17 protein-coding genes are annotated in these 18,100 nt (G+C 72.2%); 7 read left to right on the forward strand and 10 right to left on the reverse strand.

Going from position 1 to position 18,100, the window contains the following annotated elements:
• The first annotated feature begins 161 nt into the window (after positions 1 to 161).
• Positions 162 to 1,187 (forward strand): phosphatase PAP2 family protein, encoded by a 1,026-nt coding sequence (locus RM704_RS08520; RefSeq protein ID WP_033531550.1) that lies wholly within the window; start codon positions 162 to 164, stop codon positions 1,185 to 1,187.
• 106 nt (positions 1,188 to 1,293) lie between these two features.
• Here RM704_RS08520 and RM704_RS08525 read toward each other — a convergent pair whose 3' ends face one another.
• On the reverse strand, positions 1,294 to 1,509 hold the full coding sequence (locus RM704_RS08525; RefSeq protein ID WP_033531549.1) for an I78 family peptidase inhibitor: 216 nt from the start codon (positions 1,507 to 1,509) through the stop codon (positions 1,294 to 1,296).
• A 384-nt stretch (positions 1,510 to 1,893) separates the two neighbouring features.
• Here RM704_RS08525 and ctaD point away from each other — a divergent pair, with 384 nt between their 5' ends.
• The gene (gene ctaD / locus RM704_RS08530) at positions 1,894 to 3,624 is read left to right on the forward strand and encodes an aa3-type cytochrome oxidase subunit I (protein ID WP_033531548.1); all 1,731 of its coding nucleotides are present in this window, start codon (positions 1,894 to 1,896) and stop codon (positions 3,622 to 3,624) included.
• A gap of 177 nt (positions 3,625 to 3,801) precedes the next feature.
• Here ctaD and RM704_RS08535 read toward each other — a convergent pair whose 3' ends face one another.
• The 4 genes from RM704_RS08535 to RM704_RS08550 form a co-directional block, all read right to left on the reverse strand.
• Positions 3,802 to 4,641 (reverse strand): hypothetical protein, encoded by an 840-nt coding sequence (locus RM704_RS08535; RefSeq protein WP_033531547.1) that lies wholly within the window; start codon positions 4,639 to 4,641, stop codon positions 3,802 to 3,804.
• On the reverse strand, positions 4,638 to 5,900 hold the full coding sequence (locus tag RM704_RS08540) for a glycosyltransferase family 4 protein (protein WP_033531546.1): 1,263 nt from the start codon (positions 5,898 to 5,900) through the stop codon (positions 4,638 to 4,640). The genes RM704_RS08535 and RM704_RS08540 overlap by 4 nt, the downstream gene beginning before the upstream one ends.
• 173 nt (positions 5,901 to 6,073) lie before the next feature.
• Positions 6,074 to 7,366 (reverse strand): ABC transporter substrate-binding protein, encoded by a 1,293-nt coding sequence (locus RM704_RS08545; protein WP_033531545.1) that lies wholly within the window; start codon positions 7,364 to 7,366, stop codon positions 6,074 to 6,076.
• Entirely contained in the window at positions 7,341 to 7,925 is a 585-nt protein-coding gene (locus RM704_RS08550) for an MTB12 C-terminal domain-containing protein (protein ID WP_192829831.1), read from the reverse strand. Before RM704_RS08550 ends, RM704_RS08545 begins: the two co-directional genes overlap by 26 nt.
• Before the next feature lie 133 nt (positions 7,926 to 8,058).
• Between RM704_RS08550 and RM704_RS08555 the strand changes: the two genes are divergently transcribed.
• Genes RM704_RS08555 through RM704_RS08565 form a run of 3 tightly spaced genes read left to right on the forward strand, consistent with a single transcriptional unit; the run spans position 8,059 to position 11,884 of the window.
• A complete protein-coding gene (locus RM704_RS08555; protein ID WP_033531726.1) occupies positions 8,059 to 8,547 on the forward strand; it encodes a hypothetical protein in 489 nt (162 codons plus the stop codon).
• Positions 8,547 to 11,246, forward strand: a complete 2,700-nt coding sequence (locus RM704_RS08560; protein ID WP_033531544.1) for an ABC transporter permease subunit — start codon at positions 8,547 to 8,549, stop codon at positions 11,244 to 11,246. The genes RM704_RS08555 and RM704_RS08560 overlap by 1 nt, the downstream gene beginning before the upstream one ends.
• Complete coding sequence (locus tag RM704_RS08565) at positions 11,243 to 11,884, forward strand: ATP-binding cassette domain-containing protein (protein WP_033531543.1); 642 nt, start codon at positions 11,243 to 11,245, stop codon at positions 11,882 to 11,884. Before RM704_RS08560 ends, RM704_RS08565 begins: the two co-directional genes overlap by 4 nt.
• A 94-nt stretch (positions 11,885 to 11,978) precedes the next feature.
• Here RM704_RS08565 and RM704_RS08570 read toward each other — a convergent pair whose 3' ends face one another.
• The gene (locus tag RM704_RS08570; protein WP_033531542.1) at positions 11,979 to 12,647 is read right to left on the reverse strand and encodes a LysM peptidoglycan-binding domain-containing protein; all 669 of its coding nucleotides are present in this window, start codon (positions 12,645 to 12,647) and stop codon (positions 11,979 to 11,981) included.
• A gap of 537 nt (positions 12,648 to 13,184) precedes the next feature.
• Between RM704_RS08570 and RM704_RS08575 the strand changes: the two genes are divergently transcribed.
• Positions 13,185 to 13,955: a DUF8842 C-terminal domain-containing protein gene (locus RM704_RS08575; RefSeq protein ID WP_033531541.1), complete on the forward strand. Its 771-nt coding sequence runs from the start codon at positions 13,185 to 13,187 to the stop codon at positions 13,953 to 13,955.
• Between the two features lie 142 nt (positions 13,956 to 14,097).
• Positions 14,098 to 14,481: a hypothetical protein gene (locus RM704_RS08580; RefSeq protein ID WP_033531725.1), complete on the forward strand. Its 384-nt coding sequence runs from the start codon at positions 14,098 to 14,100 to the stop codon at positions 14,479 to 14,481.
• A gap of 74 nt (positions 14,482 to 14,555) precedes the next feature.
• Here RM704_RS08580 and der read toward each other — a convergent pair whose 3' ends face one another.
• The 4 genes from der to RM704_RS08600 all read right to left on the reverse strand — a co-directional run bounded on the left by der (position 14,556) and on the right by RM704_RS08600 (position 18,011).
• Positions 14,556 to 16,016: a ribosome biogenesis GTPase Der gene (gene der / locus RM704_RS08585; RefSeq protein WP_033531540.1), complete on the reverse strand. Its 1,461-nt coding sequence runs from the start codon at positions 16,014 to 16,016 to the stop codon at positions 14,556 to 14,558.
• 108 nt (positions 16,017 to 16,124) lie between these two features.
• The gene (locus tag RM704_RS08590; RefSeq protein ID WP_033531539.1) at positions 16,125 to 16,820 is read right to left on the reverse strand and encodes a lysophospholipid acyltransferase family protein; all 696 of its coding nucleotides are present in this window, start codon (positions 16,818 to 16,820) and stop codon (positions 16,125 to 16,127) included.
• On the reverse strand, positions 16,817 to 17,494 hold the full coding sequence (cmk, locus tag RM704_RS08595; protein WP_033531538.1) for a (d)CMP kinase: 678 nt from the start codon (positions 17,492 to 17,494) through the stop codon (positions 16,817 to 16,819). The genes RM704_RS08590 and cmk overlap by 4 nt, the downstream gene beginning before the upstream one ends.
• A gap of 388 nt (positions 17,495 to 17,882) precedes the next feature.
• On the reverse strand, positions 17,883 to 18,011 hold the full coding sequence (locus tag RM704_RS08600; protein ID WP_311590400.1) for a hypothetical protein: 129 nt from the start codon (positions 18,009 to 18,011) through the stop codon (positions 17,883 to 17,885).
• Positions 18,012 to 18,100: the final 89 nt, after the last annotated feature.

Below are 18,100 nucleotides of genomic sequence, written 5' to 3' on the forward strand. Positions count from 1 at the left end.
GACTGCTCAGTATTAGGCCATGGAATTGAAGGCCGAGTGGCGCAACGATTCATCATTCAGCAGAAATAAACATCATTCTGAGATGAATCCCACATCACGGCGTCATCACAAAGCCGGTGATTCACGCCGCGTCGGAGCTCACTCGCTGTAACGTCGATTGAGTGCGTACCGAACTAAAGCCGACCCGTCTGGACCGGGTCTTCTCAAGGCTGGACCGTGAGCCGGAACGGCCGGCCCACATCGATGTACCGGTGATGACCCGCCACCGGGTGGTGCTGTTCGCCTCCACCCTGGCCTTCTACGTCGCCATCGTGTGGGCCGTCGTCATCACGTCCTGGCTGGTCCGGCTCGACTGGCAGATCATGTTCTTCCGGCCGTACCAGCAGTGGCAGCAGATCCACGCCTTCCTGGACTACTACGTCGTCCTGGGCCAGCGCGGCCCCACCGCCGTGATGGTCGCCGCCTGGCTGGGCTGGCGCTCCTGGAGACAGCACACCCTGCGACCGATGCTCGCCCTCGGCGTGTCGCTGCTGCTGCTGAACATCACCGTCGGCGCCGCCAAGCTCGGCATGGGCCGGCTCGGTCCCCACTACGCCACCGAGATCGGCTCCAACGAGATGTGGCTGGGCGGCGACATATTCCCTTCGGGACACACCGCCAACGCCGTGGTGACCTGGGGCATCCTGGCCTATCTGGCGTCGACGCCGAGGGCCAGGCGCTGGCTGTCCGCGCTGTCCGCCGTGATCTCGCTCGGCGTCGGTCTCACCACGGTCTACCTCGGTACGCACTGGTTGAGCGACGTCCTGCTGGGCTGGGCCGCCGGTCTGCTGATCATGCTGGCGCTGCCCTGGTTCGAGCCGCTGATCGCCCGCGCGGAGGTCGGACTGTTCTCGCTGCGGGACGCCTGGCGCGACCGTCGTACGGCGCCCGCCCCGGTGTCCGCGCCGACGCCCGCCGTGGGCACGGCCCCGCTGCGCGCGCCCGAGGAGGAGCCCGCGAGCGCCCGGGAGACCGGCATCGCGGCCCGCGCCGCCCACCCCTCGATCGTGCCGCTGCACCTCGCCCCCGGCCCGCATCTGACCAGGTCGGAGCGGACCCCGGTGACCCCGCTCGGCACCCGTAGGCCGCCCCACGCGGACCGGGTGGCGCGCAACGCGACCTCGGCCCGACCGGTCGGAGGCGGCTGACACGAGACAGCGGGGCCCGGTACGCACAGCCCATGCCCCGCACGGCGAAGGCCCGGCTCCCTTCGGAGCCGGGCCTTCGCCCGTCCTCGATCGCCGACGCTCGGGTTCAGCCCTTCCAGGCTCGCTTCACCCGGCCGTCCTCGACCTCCAGATTCAGTCGGCCGAAGCGGTACTCCATGGTGATGATCGCGCCCGGCGGCAGCTTTCTGACCGTGGACCAGCCGCGTTCCGCGGCGCGGCGCTCGGCCTGCGGCGCCTCCAGACCGACGTAGGCGTCGGGGTCGTCCCGGGGCTCTTCGGAAGGGGTGGGAATGGGTGCCATGACCGCCACGGTAGGCGGACGGAGGCCCCGCTGTCCTCCCGCAGTCACGCTTCTGTCACAGAACCACGACACCCGTTTCGGCCCAACCCAGTCACACGTACGAGCGGTTCCTTACGCCTTCCGCGTGCTGGTGAACGTAATTCCCGACCGCTTCGACACCATCGCGAATAGCCCGTCGGAAAGCATGTCCGGGGCCGTGTGCGTCCGGCGCATGTCCGGCCTTTTCCCACCGATTCCCGGACGGCTCCCGGAAGCCCCGGCTCATGGGAAATACACGGTTCCCACACACTTCCCCCGTACGCCCCCTGTCGGAGCGGGCGGGGGCACGAGCATCATGGCGTGCGTGCATCACGGGCCCAGGACGCGGCAGCGAAGGGGCGAGCGATGGGGACCGAGACCGTACAGGCACCGGCACGACCCGTACGGACCAGGAAACCGGGACGCGTGGTGGTCGACTGGCTGACCACCACCGACCACAAGAAGATCGGCCATCTGTACCTGGTCACGTCCTTCCTGTTCTTCCTGGCCGCCGGTCTGATGGCGCTGGTGATGCGCGCCGAGCTGGCCCGGCCGGGCACCCAGATCGTGGACAACACGCAGTTCAACCAGTTGTTCACCCTGCACGGCACGATCATGCTGCTGCTCTTCGCGACACCGACCTTCGCCGGGTTCGCCAACGAGATCATGCCGCTCCAGATCGGCGCGCCCGATGTCGCCTTCCCGCGGCTGAACATGCTGTCGTACTGGCTCTTCCTGTTCGGCGGACTGATCGTGATGGGCTCGCTGCTGGTGCCTTCGGGGCCCGCCGACTTCGGGTGGTTCGCCTACGCGCCGCTGAACAGTGTGGAACGGTCGCCGGGGATCGGGGCCGACATGTGGATCATGGGGCTGGCGCTGTCCGGGTTCGGGACGATCCTCGGCGCGGTGAACTTCCTGACCACGATCATCGGGATGCGCGCCCCCGGTATGACGATGTTCCGGATGCCGATCTTCACCTGGAACACGCTGTTCACGTCGATCCTGATCCTGATGGCGTTCCCGGTGCTCGCCGCGGCGCTGCTGGTCCTGGAGGCGGACCGACGGTTCGGCTCGCAGGTCTTCGACGCGGCCAACGGCGGCGCGCTGCTGTGGCAGCACCTGTTCTGGTTCTTCGGCCACCCGGAGGTCTACATCATCGCCCTGCCCTTCTTCGGGATCATCACAGAGATCATCCCGGTCTTCAGCCGCAAGCCGATCTTCGGCTATCTGACGCTGGTCGGGGCCACGATGGCGATCACCGGGCTCTCGGTCGTGGTGTGGGCGCACCACATGTTCGCCACGGGCGCGGTGCTGCTGCCGTTCTTCTCGTTCATGAGCTTCCTGATCGCCGTGCCGACGGGGGTGAAGTTCTTCAACTGGACCGGGACGATGCTGAAGGGCTCGCTGTCGTTCGAGACACCGATGCTGTGGGCGACCGGCTTCCTGGTGTCGTTCCTCCTCGGCGGGCTCACCGGGGTCATCCTGGCCTCGCCGCCCATGGACTTCCACGTCACCGACTCCTACTTCGTGGTCGCGCACTTCCACTACGTCGTCTTCGGCACGGTCGTCTTCGCGACCTTCGCGGGGTTCTTCTTCTGGTGGCCGAAGTTCACCGGGAAGATGCTCGACGAACGGCTCGGCAAGATCCAGTTCTGGACGCTCTTCGTCGGGTTCCACACCACGTTCCTGGTGCAGCACTGGCTGGGCGCCGAGGGCATGCCCCGGCGGTACGCGGACTATCTGGCCGCCGACGGGTTCACGGCCCTCAACACGGTCTCGACGATCGGCTCGTTCCTGCTGGGGCTGTCCACGCTGCCGTTCCTCTACAACGTCTGGAAGACCTCCCGGTACGGCGTGCGGGTCGACGTCGACGACCCGTGGGGCTACGGCCGGTCGCTGGAGTGGGCGACCTCGTGCCCGCCGCCGCGCCACAACTTCGTGACGCTGCCCCGGGTGCGCTCGGAGTCCCCGGCCTTCGACCTGCACCACCCGAGGTTCGCGGCGATCACACCTCCGCAGACCCGGAAGGGCCAGGAGCGGACACCGCACCCCCGGTTCGGTCAGGAGCGGCCGACAGGCGGTTCCGAAGGGCCCTGATCGGGTCGGTCAGCCCCTCCGGTCCGGCCCGCTCGGCGGGCAGCGGCGGTCGAGGACAGGGTGTGTCCTCGACCGCCGAGAGCGGCGGCGACCGAAGGCGCGGTCGTCGCTCGGCGTCCGGTGTCCGCCGTCCGGGTCCGCCGTCCGGCTTCCGGCTTCCGGCTTCCGGCTTCCGGCTCAGTCGACGGCGACCACCGTGACGGACAGGTCGTTGTGCGCCGTGTAGTACGGCTCGCCCTCCACCGGGCCCTGCCCGGACTCGGCCCGGCTCCCGGGGTAGACGAAGACCGGGTGCTTGTCGACGACGTCGTCGAGCAGCCGGGCGATCCGCACGTTCGGGCCGCTCTCGCCCCGGGGCCGCACCCACAGGTCCCAGTGGCCGGGCCGCAGCTCGCCGTAGGCCACGGTGAAGCGGACCTCACCCCCGGCGTCCTGCGCGGTGAGATCGGTCCGTACGGCGTTCAGCACCCCGTTCTGGTCGGTGAGTTCGACGTACGCGTCGGACGTGGGCTCGGCGCCGTACAGCCGGGCGGTCACCTCCAGCCGGCCGTCGCCGATGTGGAGTTCGCCGGCCTCGGCGTGCGGGGAGCGCTCCCAACTGCGGATGGTGAGGTTGCCGTGCTTGGTGCCGTACGGGATGCGGACGACGATCCGCTCGGAGGACGCGGCGGGCACACGGTCGACGAGGGAGCGCAGGTCGTTGACGCCCGGGGCCAGACGCCGCGGCTCGCCCTCGGCCGTCTGCAGGTACACGTCCCAGAAGCCCTCGGGGACGTCCACGCTGGTCGGCAGCGCGGCCCTCAGCAGGCCGTCGCCGGCCGGGGTGAGCGGCAGACGCACCTTCTGGTCGCCGTCGCGCAGGACGAGGAGCAGGTGGGCGGGGCCGGACTCGCCGCGGTCGGGCACCTCGAAGGTCAGGCCGCCCGCGAAGTCGGCGACGCAGTCGGTGCGGGGGGTCGTGGTCCTGTCCTCCTGGTGGTCGCGGTCCGTGGGCTGCTGCGGAGCCAGCGTCATCATGCGGTGCGCCCCTTCTTGAAGGCGGAACGTCCGGCGTCCCGAACGGCGTACGCGCTGCCGAGCAGGGCGCCACGGGTGCGGTGCAGTGAGCCGCGCATCCGGCCCACCGAGGAGGCGCCGCCGCGGGCGACGAGGTCACCGAAGAGCGTCTCGTAGCGCTCGGCGATGCGGGACGGGTCGAAGCGCTCGGAGTCCTTGAGCGCGGCCTGCGCCATCTGCTGACGCCTGTCGTCGTCGTTGATGAGTTCCAGGAGGCCGTCGGCGATCGCCTTGACGCTGCCGACCTTGACCAGGCGGCCGTCGACGCCGTCGTCGATGATCTCGCCGGGGCCGTGCGGGCAGTTGGTGGAGACCACGGGGAGACCGCAGCGCATGGCCTCGACGATCGTCATGCCGAACGACTCGAGACTGGAGGTGACGGCGGCGAGGGAACCCTTGGCCCACTCGGGCTCGATGGGGTTGGCGGGGCCCATCAGATAGACGTGGTTGTAGAGGCCCAACTTGTCGACGAGGGCGCGGAGTTTGTCCTTCTGCTTGCCGCCGCCGTAGATCCGCAGGCGCCAGTCGGGCCGCTCCTCGCGCACCTTGTCGAAGGCCTTGATGAGCAGGTCGTACCGCTTGACGGGGGCGAGTCGCCCGGCGGCGACGACCCATTTGCCGGTGCCGTCCGCCGGGTCGATGCCCGGTGCGGGCACCGGGTTCGGCACGGCCTGGAGGTGGACGCCGGGCAGCCGCATCTTCGAGCCGTACGCCCGCGCGTCGGCCTCGGTGGTCGTGGTGAGGGCGTCGAGCCTCGGGTAGACGCCACGCAGGGTGGCGCGCAGGGCCGGGGAGTGGCTGTCGAGCGTGAGGTGCTCCTGGCCGACGCGGATCGGGCCGCGTCGGGTCTGCCGGGCCATGTGCACGTTCAGTCCGGGCCGGGTGCCGACCAGGACGTCGGCGTCGACCGAGGCGAGGTGCTCGGCGATGCGCCGGTCGGTCATGACGCTGTACTGCCCGTAGCGGCCCTCGGCGCGCGGGAAGACCTTGGCGGGGCGCTCCAGGTCGGCGTGGCCCTTGTCGGCGCCGCCCTCCCGGATGTCGACGAGGCCGCGCAGCCGGACCCTCGGGTCGATGTGGAAGACCGGCTCGTCACGGTGGCGGAAGACGGAGACGATCTCCACGTCGTGCTGTTCGGCCAGAGCGTTCGCAAGGTTGTACGTCGTCCGGATCGTTCCCCCGATCCCGTACGCGTTGTGTATGAGGAAAGAAATCTGCATGCGTCCCCCGAAACCCTCTGTCCTACCTGGTCATCCATCAATGGCGCTGCTGGTCCAGCGCCATACGGTTAGACCCGGCACCCCGGGCAATGGTTGGACTTCATCATCAACTTGTTCCTGAACGGTTGTCCGATCGATAGCCGGACGAGGCAACCTGTTCACCTCGCAACGCATCAGGGCCTGTAGGGCAGTTGCGGAACGTCGAAGCAGGTGTCGTTCATGTCGCCCTGGCTCACCCACCCCTCCCCGTCCCGCCAACGGGCCACCGACACACAGGTCCGGCGCGTCGCCGGCGGCTCGGCGAGCCGCTCGAAGCGGACGGGGACGAGCAGTCCGTCGGCGCTGTAGGGCTCGTCGCGGTTCATGAACCGGTCGACGCACGCGCGCGTGACGCCCTCCGCGCTCCCCACGCACGATCTCGCCGCGTCCGTGAACCACATCGCCGCCGCCCAGCCCTCCAACTGCCACTGGGAGTGCGTCTTCAGGTCCTTCGTCGCGTCCCGGAACTCCCGTACGGCCGCGTCGCCGACGTCCGCGTGGTTGCGGCTGGAGCCGGTGGCCCACAGGGCGTTGCGGCAGCGCGGGGCGTCCTCGTAGTCCTCGGCGACCGTGGAGCTCCAGTTCTGGACGTTGGTGACCTTGGCGGTGACGTCGGCGCCCACGTCGTCCATCGCCTGGCAGAGGCGGGCGTTGCCGTGGCCGTCGATGGCGTCGAAGACCAGGTCGGCGCCCTGCTCCTTGATGTCGGCGGCGGCCGCGCGGAAGTTGGGCAGCGCGAAGTCGACCTGCTCGGTGACCACTTCGTATCCCTCGGCCCTCAACCCCTGGACCACCAGGCGGGCGTAGGCGGCCGACGCCGACTGGTTGTACGAGACCACGGCGGCGGTACGGGCGCCGTGCTCGCGCTTGAAGTAGCGGTAGACCTCGGTGCCGCCGTACTGCTTCCCGTCCCAGCCGGTCGTGCCGTCCCGGGGCGCCAGGCTGCCGTAGACGCTGTACAGATACGGGTACGTGTCGTACGCCGGTCCGATGGGCTGGCCCCCGATGTCGGGCACGCGCGCGCGTGCGACCCGGGCGGCGCCCGCGTAGTCGAGGGCGGTGGTGGCGACCAGCGCCACCACGCCGTCCTCCTCGACGAGCCGGTGCACGCACTCGTTGTTGCCGACACCGCTGCCCCCGTCGTCGCACTCCCGCACCTCGACGCGACGGCCGTCGACGCCGCCGCGGGCGTTGAGCGCGGCGAAGTAGGCCTTCGCGCCGTCGCGCGGCCCGGTGAACGCCGCGCCGCCGACCGGGCTGGTGACGCTGGTGATGATCCCGACGCGCAGCGGCTCACGGAGCGACGGGGCGGGCGTGGCGCCGCCCCGCTCGAAGTCGCTCTCCGGGAGCCGGCTGCCGCAGGCCGCGACCAGCAGGAGCAGCAGGCCCGCGACGGCCGCCTCAGCAGCCCGGGCCCGGTGTCGCATTGCCGCTCAGCGCGACCAGCCCGCACAGGGTCTTGACGGACACCTTCCAGGTGCCGTCCTGCTCGACGGCCGTGCCCGCCGCGTCCGGCAGTGCCGTGGCACCCTCCAGCAGCAGGGTGTACGTGACGTCGGCGCCGGTCGCGGAGGTGAACGCGACCTTCCGGACCTCCGCCTCGACCTGCCCGCCGCGCTCGTCACCGCTGAACGCCGCGAGGACCGGGCCCATCTCGTCGCCGTTCTCCAGAACGGCCTGTTTCTCCTCGGTGGAGGTGGCCGGGTCGAAGAACGCCTTCCAGTTCTTCTTGATCTCCTCCTCGGCCGCCGCCGTGTCCGCGGGCGCGCTCGCGGACGCGCTCGTGGTGTCCTCGGCGGGCTCGCTCGTCGTCCGTTCCACGGAGGGGGTGGGCGGGGCGCTGTCGCCGCCGCCACCGCTGTCGTCGCTGCACGCCGCGAGGGCCGGGGCGAGGAGGAGGACCAGGGCGGCCGCCAGGGCCGTTCCCCGTCCCGCCGCCCCGGACCCGCGTCCGTTCGCCCGCCTGAGGTCGCTCCCGAGAACCATCTGGCTCACCACCGGGTGTCGGTCCGGGCGGCATGCGCCCGGTTCTTTCAGGGTCAGCTTGCAGAAGGCATAGTGCAAGCCATCGGCTGTGATGGACAGACACACGACGTGTGGGGAGCCCCGGATGCCCCGGATGCGGACAGCCCGACCGCGGACCGCGCACCCCGTCCTCTGGGCCGGCTGGGCCGCGCTCGCCGGCGGCGCGGTGCTGTGCGTCGTCGGCTGGTACGGCGTCTCCGGCGAGCGCTTCGCCGAACGGCAACTCCCCTACCTGGCCTCCTGCACGATCCCCGGCGCCGCGCTGATCGTCGCGGGCGCGGTCCTCCTCGCCCACGGCAGGAACGCCCTGGCCGCCTCGCGGGTCGAGGAGTTGTACGGCCTCCTGGTCGCCGCCGAGCCCGCCGACGACGAGGCGTCCCCGCAGGTGCCGGTCGGCCCCCTCGCCACCAGCGGCACCCTGCTGATGGTGCCCGGCGGCACCCTCTGGCACCGCGCCGACTGCCCGCTGGTGGCTGGGAAGGCGGAAGCGGTGCCGGTGGACTCCCGGGTGCTCGACAGCGGCGAACTGCGGCCGTGCCCGATCTGTGAGGCCCCCTCCCGAGGCGACCTCGCGGAGAGCTGATGGCGTCACTGACGTACGACCTCACGCTGGCCGGGCTGTCGGTGGGCGGCGCGGCGGCCCTCACCGGAATCGGCCTGATCGTGACCTACCGCGCGACCGGCGTGCTGAACTTCGCGCACGGGGCGATCGCCGTGGTGTGCGCGTATCTGCTGCGCCAGTTCACCGTGGAGTGGGGGTGGCCCCTCTGGCCGGGTGCGGTGGTGACCCTGCTGGTGGTGGCCCCCTCGATCGGCCTGGTCCTGGAACGCTTCGTCTTCCGCCCGCTCGCCGTGCTCGGCGGTGACCCGGCGCAGACCCTCGTCGCCTCCATCGGCGTCTTCGTCCTCCTCGTCGGCGGGACCGCGCTGCTGTGGGGGCAGGGGGCGCGGGACGACGCCCCGACCCTGCTCGCCGCCGACCCGTGGGGCCCATTGGCGGTGGCCGTGGCCGTCGCGGCCACCGTGGGCGCGGTCACGCGCTGGACGCGCTTCGGCCGGGAGCTGCGCGCCGTCGTCGACGACCGCTCCCTCGCCGTGCTCGGCGGCATCGACGCGGACCGGGTCGCCGCCGCGGGCTGGGCGTTCGGCTCGTTCACGGCGGGCCTCACCGGCGTCCTGCTGGCCCCGTACGTACGCCTCGACCCGTACGGCATGCCGCTGCTGGTGATGGAGGTGGTGGCGGTGGCGGTCGCCGCCCGGATGCGGAGCCTTCCGGTGGCCGTGCTGGTCGCGCTGGGCGTCGCGGTCGCGCAGAGTCAGCTGACCCGGTTCCACCCGTCGGGCTGGGCGGAACCGTTGCTCCAGGCCGTGGGCGCCAACCTCTTCGTGGTCGCCCTTCTCGTGGCGGCCCTGGTCCTGCCGGGCGTGGGCGACCGCGACGCGCTGCCCCGCACGGCGACCGCGCGGGTCGGCACACCCGCCGGCGCGTGGATCGTGGCCCTCCTGCTGTTCCTGATCCCGCTGGGCTTCGCGGGCCAGGACCTGCACACGGCCGTGCAGGTGCCGGCGCTGGGCGTGGTCCTGCTCTCCCTGGTGGTGGTGACGGGCCGAGGCGGACAGATCTCGCTGGGCCAGGCCGCCTACGCGGGTCTGGGCGCCCTGTTCACGGCCCTCCTGGCGGCGGGCCGCTTCCCGCTCCTCCCCGACCTCCCCGCCCCGGCCGCGCTCCTGGTGGCCGTCCTCCTGGTGGCTCCCCTCGGCCTGCTCACCGGCTGGCCCGCCATCAGCCGCCACGGCCTGGCACTGGCGCTGGCCACGTTCGCCGTGGGTGTCGGCGTGAGCCGATTCGTCTTCGCCCAGCCGTACGCGACCTCCGGCCTCAGCCTCTCGCGTCCGCCGGGCTTCGAGGGCGACCGTGCGTACTACGTCCTGGAGTTGGGACTGCTGTGCCTGGCACTCCTGGCCACCCACGCGCTGCGCCGGGGCCGCACGGGCAGAGCGCTCGCCGCCGTGCGGGACCACGAGTCGGGGGCGTCGGCGGCGGGCGTGCGCGTCCCGTCGCTGAAACTCGCGGCGTTCGTCACGGGTGCCGCCCTCGCCGCGCTCGGCGGCGGCATGCTCGCGATCGGTGTCCGCGCCTTCGACCCCGCCGCCTACGACCCCGTCCGCAGTCTCCTCTGGTTCGCCGCGATCGTCGTCCTCGGCGCCGACAGCTCCCTCGGCGCCCTCGCGGCGGCCGCCCTGCTGGTGGGCCTGGACGCGGGTACCGAGGGTGGCGTGGCCACCGTGGTCATCGGCGTCCTGGCGGTCCTGGTGGGCCGCTTCCCCGGCGGCCCCCACGAGGCGGTGCGGACGGGGTTCGCACGGCTGCGGCACGGGGCCCGACACGAGCTGACACCGGCGGGGGCACGCGCCCGGGAACGGGTGCGGACGGGGGCGTCGGCCGGGGTGGGGCGGAAGGGGCCGGTGGGTGCGCGCGAAGGGGCCGGGAAGCTCGGGAAGCCGGACGCGGGGAGGGGCACGCGCGAGAGTGCCACGCCCCAGCCGCTCGGGCCCGGCATCGGCACCGGCCCGGACGTCACCGCCCCCGCCCCCGCCCCCTCCCTCCGAGCCCGCCGCCTCCGGCTCCGCTACGGCGAGTTCACCGCCCTCGACGGTGTCGACCTCGACGTCCTCCCGGGACGGGTCAGCGCGGTCGTGGGCCCCAACGGCGCCGGGAAGAGCACCCTCTTCCACTGTCTCGCCGGAACGCTGCGCCCCGACGCCGGGCAGGTGCGCCTCGGCGAGCGGGACATCACCCGGCTGCCCGCGCACGCCCGTACCCGACTCGGCATCGCACGGACGTTCCAACAGCTGGCGGTCTTCCCGTCGATGAGCGTGGCGGACAACGTACGCGTCGGCGCCGAGCAGGGTCGGGTCGCCGATCCCGGGGCCGTGGAGCGGGCGTTGCGGCTGTTCGCGCTGGACGGGGCCGTGCGGAGCGCACCGGCGGCCGGGCTGCCGACCGGGACGCTGCGGCGGGTCGAGCTGGCGCGGGCGCTCGCCGGCAGCCCCCGCGTGCTGCTGCTCGACGAGCCCGCCGCCGGTCTCGACTCGGCCGAGGTGGCCGCCCTCACCCGGGTACTGCGCGCACTCGCCGACGACGGCACCGCCCTGCTCGTCGTCGAGCACGACCTCGACCTCGTCGCGGAACTCGCCGACGTCGTCCACGTCATGGCGGCCGGCCGCATCGTCGCCTCCGGCCCGGCCGACCGCGTCCTCGGCCCGGAGGCCGGACGATGACCCTCATCTCCCTCCGCCGCGCCCGCGTCCGCCACGGCCCCCTGGAGGCCCTGCACGGCCTCACCCTCGCCGCCCCCGGCCCCGGCCTCACGGTGCTGCTGGGCCGCAACGGCTCCGGTCGTACGACCGCGCTGCGGGCCCTCGCCGGCACGGTCCCGCTCTCCGGGGGTGCCGTGGTGTGGGACGGGTCGGACATCACCAGGACGTCCGCGCACGAGCGCGCCCGGCGGGGCCTGCTCCTCGTACCGGAACGACGGGCCGTCTTCGGCGCCCTCACCGTGCGCGAGAACCTCGAACTCGCCGCGCCCGACCTCTCCCGCGCCCTGGACGCCTATCCGGCGCTCGAACCCCTGCTCCCCCGCCGCGCGGGCACCCTCTCCGGCGGCGAGCAGCGGATGCTCGCCCTCTCCAGGGCCCTGTCGGCACGGTCGCGTGTCGTGCTCGTCGACGAACCCGCCCAGGGCATGTCGCCCGCGGTCGCGGCCCGCACGTACGAGCTGCTGGGCGGCCTCGACGCCTGCGTGGTCGTCGCCGAGCAGCGCCTGCCGCCGGGGTTGCGCGAGGTACCGGGTGTCCTCGTGTACGAACTCCGGCGCGGGGCACTGGCGTTCGGCGGGGAGGCGGTCGAGCTCGCCTGACGCCGCACGGCGCGGACCCCACCCGGCCGATGTGCCGGGTGGGACCTCGACGCGGGAGCCGCGGGCCCGGCGGTCAGCGGGCGGGGCGCACGGGTCAGAGGTCGAGACGCTGCCCGGGGACGATCAGGTCGGGGTCGCCGCCGATCACGTCCTTGTTGGCGGCGTAGACCTGCCGCCAGGTGGTGCCGTGCCGGGCGGCGATGCCGCTCAGGGAGTCACCCTGCCGGACGGTGTAGTCGCCGCGGGACGCGCTGCGGTCGGGGTGACCGGCGGAGCGCGACGGCACCTTCGAGGGAGCCGACTTGGCGGACTTCCCGGCCCCGGAGGCCGTGGCCGACCCGGTGGACCCGGCGGAGGCCGAGCCGGTGGAGGGCGCGGCGGGCGCGCTGCCGGACGCTCCGGCGCGTCCGGAGCAGGTGGGCCACGCTCCCCAGCCCTGGGCGCGCTGGACCTTCGTGGCGATCGCGATCTGCTGGGCCCTGGAGGCCTTGTCGGCGGTGGCCGCGTAGGCGGTGCCGCCGTAGGCACGCCAGGTCGAGGCGGCGAACTGCAGACCGCCGTAGTAGCCGTTGCCGGTGTTGATGTGCCAGTTGCCGCCGCTCTCGCACTTGGCGATGCGGTCCCACACTCCGCTGTCGGCCGCCGAGGCGCTGCCGGTGACGGCCAGGAGCCCGAGCGGGGCGAGCAGTGCCGCCCCGGCGAGAACCGCCGTCGTACGCGTCTTCAGGGCGCTGCCGCGCGTGGTATCGGCACATTCGGACATGAAGATCCCTCTCCACGGACCCGGGGTCCCCCCGAGCGGGGCGCTTCCCGCGCATGGACGCGGGTGTCGCGCTCCGCCCCGTCCGCCGGAGGTGGTGCTGCGCGCTGTTTCTGGCTCTGCGCGGTCGGCGGACGTACCCGAGCGGTGCTCGTTGCACACGGCCGGGAATGTAGGGAGGTCGACGGGGTGTCAGCAAGCAATCGCCCGTCGTGCGAGGCCAGTTCATGGTTACCCGGGGTAGCGACCAATTCAGGCCACCCATTTCATTCCCTGATTTCCTGATATGTCGGCTGGTGACCTCGACGGCCTGTGACCCACTTCACCGCGCCAACTTCGCAGGGCCCTCGGGAAGTTGGCGCGGAGTAACCGATTCCGCCCAGGGATTCACCCTGCGCTTCGGTTGGTTCGATTCCGTTCGTCCCCGGGCGTGACTCCGGCCACAGATCCTCCGTTGTCTTCTGCATGAGCCGGAACCTCCGTGCTCATGGGCCGGGCGCCACCCGGCACCGACACGCACCGCATCCCGAGGAGCCACCCGTGCCGCGCATGCTCGAGGTCAGCGACGAGGTACGCGCCGAGATCGGCGACGAAGAGGCCGACCGGCTGCTCGCCGGAGAGAACGCGCCCGGCGGCTACGACTGCACGTCGTGCCGCACCCCCGGCGACTCCGAGCAGGAGCGCACCAGCACCGTCCTCTTCGTCGGCGACGAGACAGCCGTACTCGCCTTCGCCCACGCCACCTGTCTGCCCTCCCAGGTCGTCCAGGTCACCGAGGAGCAGCTGCAGGGCGCCGCCCGTTCCATCGCCGGGGACAGCCAGGCCCAGGCCGCGCCCGAGCAGGCCGTGCTCGGTGTCACCAGCGGACTGATCCTGCTCAGCGGCGAGCTGCACCCGGCGCTGGTCGTCGAGCCGACCGCCCCCATCGCCCGCCCGGGCACGACCGGCGCGGGCGACGACTTCCTGCCGCTGCTCATCGAGCAGGGCTTCATGCCGCTCCCCCAGATCGACTCCGTGCCTCCCGTGCTGCACGGCTGGTCCGTGCTGCTCGCCATGGGGCAGTTGCACGCCATCCTGCAGCCGGGCACCACCGGCGGTTCGCCGGTCGCGTGGTGGCAGGCCCATCAGGCGCTGCAGGTCGCCGACGCCTGGCGGGCGGCCGCGAACAAGCATCAGCAGGTGCTGATGTTCGCGGCGCCGGTGGGATCGATCGGGCGGCAGCCGCGGGAGGATCTGCTGCGGGACGCGCTCGACAAGGCGGCGGCGAACGGGAAGTTGGTCGCGGCCACGCTGCCGCTGGCCGGCACCTGATCGCTCCGGTCGGCGAGCCGTGCCAACCCGGGCCGGAGGCTGAATGGTTGAGGCAGCGCATCTCTTCCGCTGCGGGGTCGTTGGCACAGACGTGCACGCATACGACGCTCCTCGCCGCCAGTCCTATCAGCCGATCCCGTCCATGCGGCCGAATCAGGATCCGTCGGGCGGGCCATCGGCCACGCCCATCTACGACTCGCTCTACGCGGAGTGGGTCAGGACCTATCGCACCCTGCCCGGCGACCGGCACGGGGAGGAGGACCTGGGGTTCACAGGTTTCGGGAGCCTGTCGCACGGCTCCGGCGGACAGCGCGCCACCGGGTCGTTCGCCACCGGGTCGTTCGCATCCGGCTCGTACGGCTCCCGGCACGCGGCGGGACACCTGGCCACCCAGCGCGAGAGCCAGCCCGGTCACACGACCACGACGACGGCCGTGTGGCAGCCGGTGGGGCGTATCCCCACCGGGCACACCGGGATGCACCACATCCCGTCCCCGCTGCCCCCGGGCCCACGCAGAGGTCATTGAAGCGGAGCACAGCACACGAGGAGGCGGCCACCCCGGACCGGGTGGCCGCCTCCTCGTGTCGTGGGGGGCGTCGCCTACTTCTTCCTGCCGCGCTTCTCGCGCACCCGCACCGAGATGTGGATCGGTGTGCCGTCGAAGCCGAACTCCTCGCGCAGCCGGCGCTCGATGAAGCGGCGGTAGCCCGCCTCGATGAAGCCGGAGGCGAAGAGGACGAAGCGCGGCGGCTTGGTGCCGGCCTGGGTGCCGAAGAGGATGCGGGGCTGCTTGCCGCCCCGGATCGGGTGCGGGTGGGCGGCGACCAGCTCACCGAGGAAGGCGTTCAGCCGGCCGGTCGGGACCCGGGTCTCCCAGCCGGCGAGGGCCGTCTCGATCGCGGGGACCAGCTTCTCCATGTGACGGCCGGTGCGTGCCGAGACATTGACCCGGGGCGCCCAGGCGACCTGAGCGAACTCGGTCTCGATCTCCCGCTCCAGGTAGTAGCGGCGCTCCTCGTCGAGGGTGTCCCACTTGTTGTAGGCGATGACCATCGCGCGGCCGGCCTCGACGGCCATCGTCACGATGCGCTGGTCCTGCACGGAGATGGACTCGGAGGCGTCGATGAGGATGACCGCCACCTCCGCCTTCTCCACGGCGGCCGCGGTGCGCAGCGAGGCGTAGTAGTCGGCGCCCTGCTGCAGGTGGACGCGCTTGCGGATGCCCGCCGTGTCGACGAACTTCCAGACGACACCGCCGAGTTCGATCAGCTCGTCGACCGGGTCACGGGTGGTGCCCGCGAGCTCGTTGACGACGACGCGCTCCTCGTTCGCCACCTTGTTCAGGAGGGAGGACTTGCCGACGTTCGGGCGGCCGATCAGGGCGATACGGCGCGGGCCGCCGACCGCCGTGCCGAAGGTCTGCTCGGGCGCCTCCGGAAGGGCCTCCAGCACGGCGTCCAGCATGTCGCCGGTGCCGCGGCCGTGCAGCGAGGAGACCGGGTGCGGCTCGCCGATGCCGAGGGACCACAGAGCGGTCGCGTCGGCCTCGCCGCTCGGGCCGTCGACCTTGTTGGCGCAGAGCACCACGGGCTTGTTGGCCTTGCGGAGCAGCCGGACGACGGCCTCGTCGGTGTCGGTGACGCCGACCTTGGCGTCGACGACGAAGACGACGGCGTCGGCGGCCTCGATGGCGTACTCGGCCTGGGCGGCGACGGAGGCGTCGATGCCGAGGACGTCCTGCTCCCAGCCGCCGGTGTCGACGACCTTGAAGCGGCGGCCCGCCCACTCGGCCTCGTAGGTGACACGGTCGCGGGTGACGCCGGGCTTGTCCTCGACGACCGCCTCGCGGCGGCCGATGATGCGGTTCACGAGGGTCGACTTGCCCACGTTCGGACGGCCGACGACGGCGAGGACGGGCAGCGGGCCGTGGCCCGCCTCCTCGATCGCGCCCTCGACGTCCTCGATGTCGAAGCCCTCTTCCGCGGCGAGCTCCATGAACTCCGCGTACTCGGCGTCGCCAAGCTCTCCGTGCTCGTGCTCGGAGGGAAACTGGTCGTTCATGAAGTCCGTACCTCGTAGTTCATCGTGGTGATCGGTGGAGCGTCCGGCTCGTCGGCCGGCTGGTCCACTACTCAGTGTCGCCCAGCGCCCGATCGGACGCCCGGCGTTTTACCGACGGCCGGTGAGCCGCCGGGCATGCTCCAGGTGTGCGCCGAGCTGTTGCTGGATGCGCACGGTCGCCTCGTCCAGCGCCTTGCGGGTCCGCCGCCCGCTGCCGTCGCCCGCCTCGAACGGGTCGCCGAAGACGACGTCGACGCGGGACCGCAGCGGGGGCAGCCCCTTGATCAACCGTCCGCGCCGCTCGGTGCTTCCCAGTACGGCGACCGGGACGATCGGCGCTCCGCTGCGCACGGCGAAGTAGGAGAGCCCGGCACGCAGCGAGGCGAAGTCGCCCTCGCCCCGGGTGCCCTCCGGGAAGATGCCGAGCACTCCGCCGCCCGCCAGGACGGCGAGAGCGCGGGTGATGGCGGTGCGGTCGGCGGTCGAGCGGTCGATTTCGACCTGGCCGACGGCGCGCATGAACGGGCCGAGCGGACCGACGAACGCCTCCTTCTTGACCAGGAAGTGCGAGGGCCGGGGCGCCACGCCGATGACCATGGGGCCGTCGACGATGTGGGAGTGGTTGGGGGCGAGGATCACCGGGCCGGTCGCGGGGACCCGCCAGGCACCCAGCACGCGCGGCTTCCACAGCCCGTACATCAGGCCGACACCGATACGGCGGCCCACGTCGGCACCGAGCGCCGAAGGAACCTCGACCGACGTCGTCCCGGCCGAGGTCGCCCGGTCCGCCGATGCCTCGCTCACTTCCCCGCCCGCTTCTCCTCGACGAGGGTGACCACGCACTCGATGACCTGCTGGAGGGTGAGGTCGGAGGTGTCCACCTCGACCGCGTCGTCCGCCTTGGCGAGCGGGGAGGTCTTGCGGCTGGAGTCGGCCGCGTCCCGCTTGAGGAGCGCCTCACGGGTCGCCTGCACGTCGGAGCCCTTCAGCTCGCCGCTGCGCCGGGCGGCGCGGGCCTCCGGGGAGGCGGTGAGGAAGATCTTGAGGTCGGCGTCCGGCAGGACGGTCGTGCCGATGTCCCGGCCCTCGACGACGATGCCGCGCTCGGCGCCCGACGCGATGGAGCGCTGCAGCTCGGTGATCCGGGCCCGCACCTCGGGGACGGCGCTCACCGCGCTGACCTTGGAGGTGACCTCCTGGGTGCGGATCGGCCCGGCGACGTCCGTGCCGTCGACGGTGATGGTCGGCCCGGACGGGTCGGTCCCCGAGACGATCTCCGGCTTGCCCGCCACGGCGGCGATCGCCGAGGGGTCCTCTATGTCGATGCCGTTGGTGACCATCCACCAGGTGATCGCCCGGTACTGGGCGCCCGTGTCCAGGTAGCTCAGCCCGAGCTGCGCGGCCACGGCCTTCGAGGTGCTCGACTTGCCCGTGCCGGAGGGGCCGTCGATGGCAACGATCACTGTGGCGCGTTCCACTGGGGAGCACCTTTCCTGGTCCGAGATGGTGGGGCGGGACGGAGGAGGCCCCGCACAAGGGTACTGGCTACGCGTACCCCGTCCGGCCCTGCCCGGGGCCACGCCCCCGGCCCTCGTCGGCCTGTGGCCCTCCCAGGCGCCGTACGGGCAGCTCCCTCCCTCCTGCCGGATCGCCCGACCCCGCTCCCGCAACGCCCCCGTCAACACCACCGCCGCCCTCAGCTCCACCATCAACCGCACCAGACCCGCCTGCTGCCCGGTGGCGCGCTGGACGCGGACGACCCCCACTGGACTCCGCCCTCGCACCACTCGGCACCCAGGCGCCCCCGGGCACCAGGACAGCTGCGGCGGCCTCCGACCGCCGACCCACCGCCCCGAAACACCCGCCCTACTGCCGGATCGCCCAGCCCCGCTCCCGCAACGCCCCCGTCAACACCACCGCCGCCCTCGGCTCCACCATCAACCGCACCAGACCCGCCTGCCGCCCGATGGCGCGCTGGACGCGGACGACCCCCACTGGACTCCGCCCTCGCACCACTCGGCACCCAGGCGCCCCGGGCAGCGGAACAGCTGCGGGGAGGCCTTCGACCGCCGCCCCACCGGCCC

Source organism: Streptomyces gottesmaniae, assembly GCF_031845845.1.
Classification (GTDB): domain Bacteria; phylum Actinomycetota; class Actinomycetes; order Streptomycetales; family Streptomycetaceae; genus Streptomyces; species Streptomyces akebiae.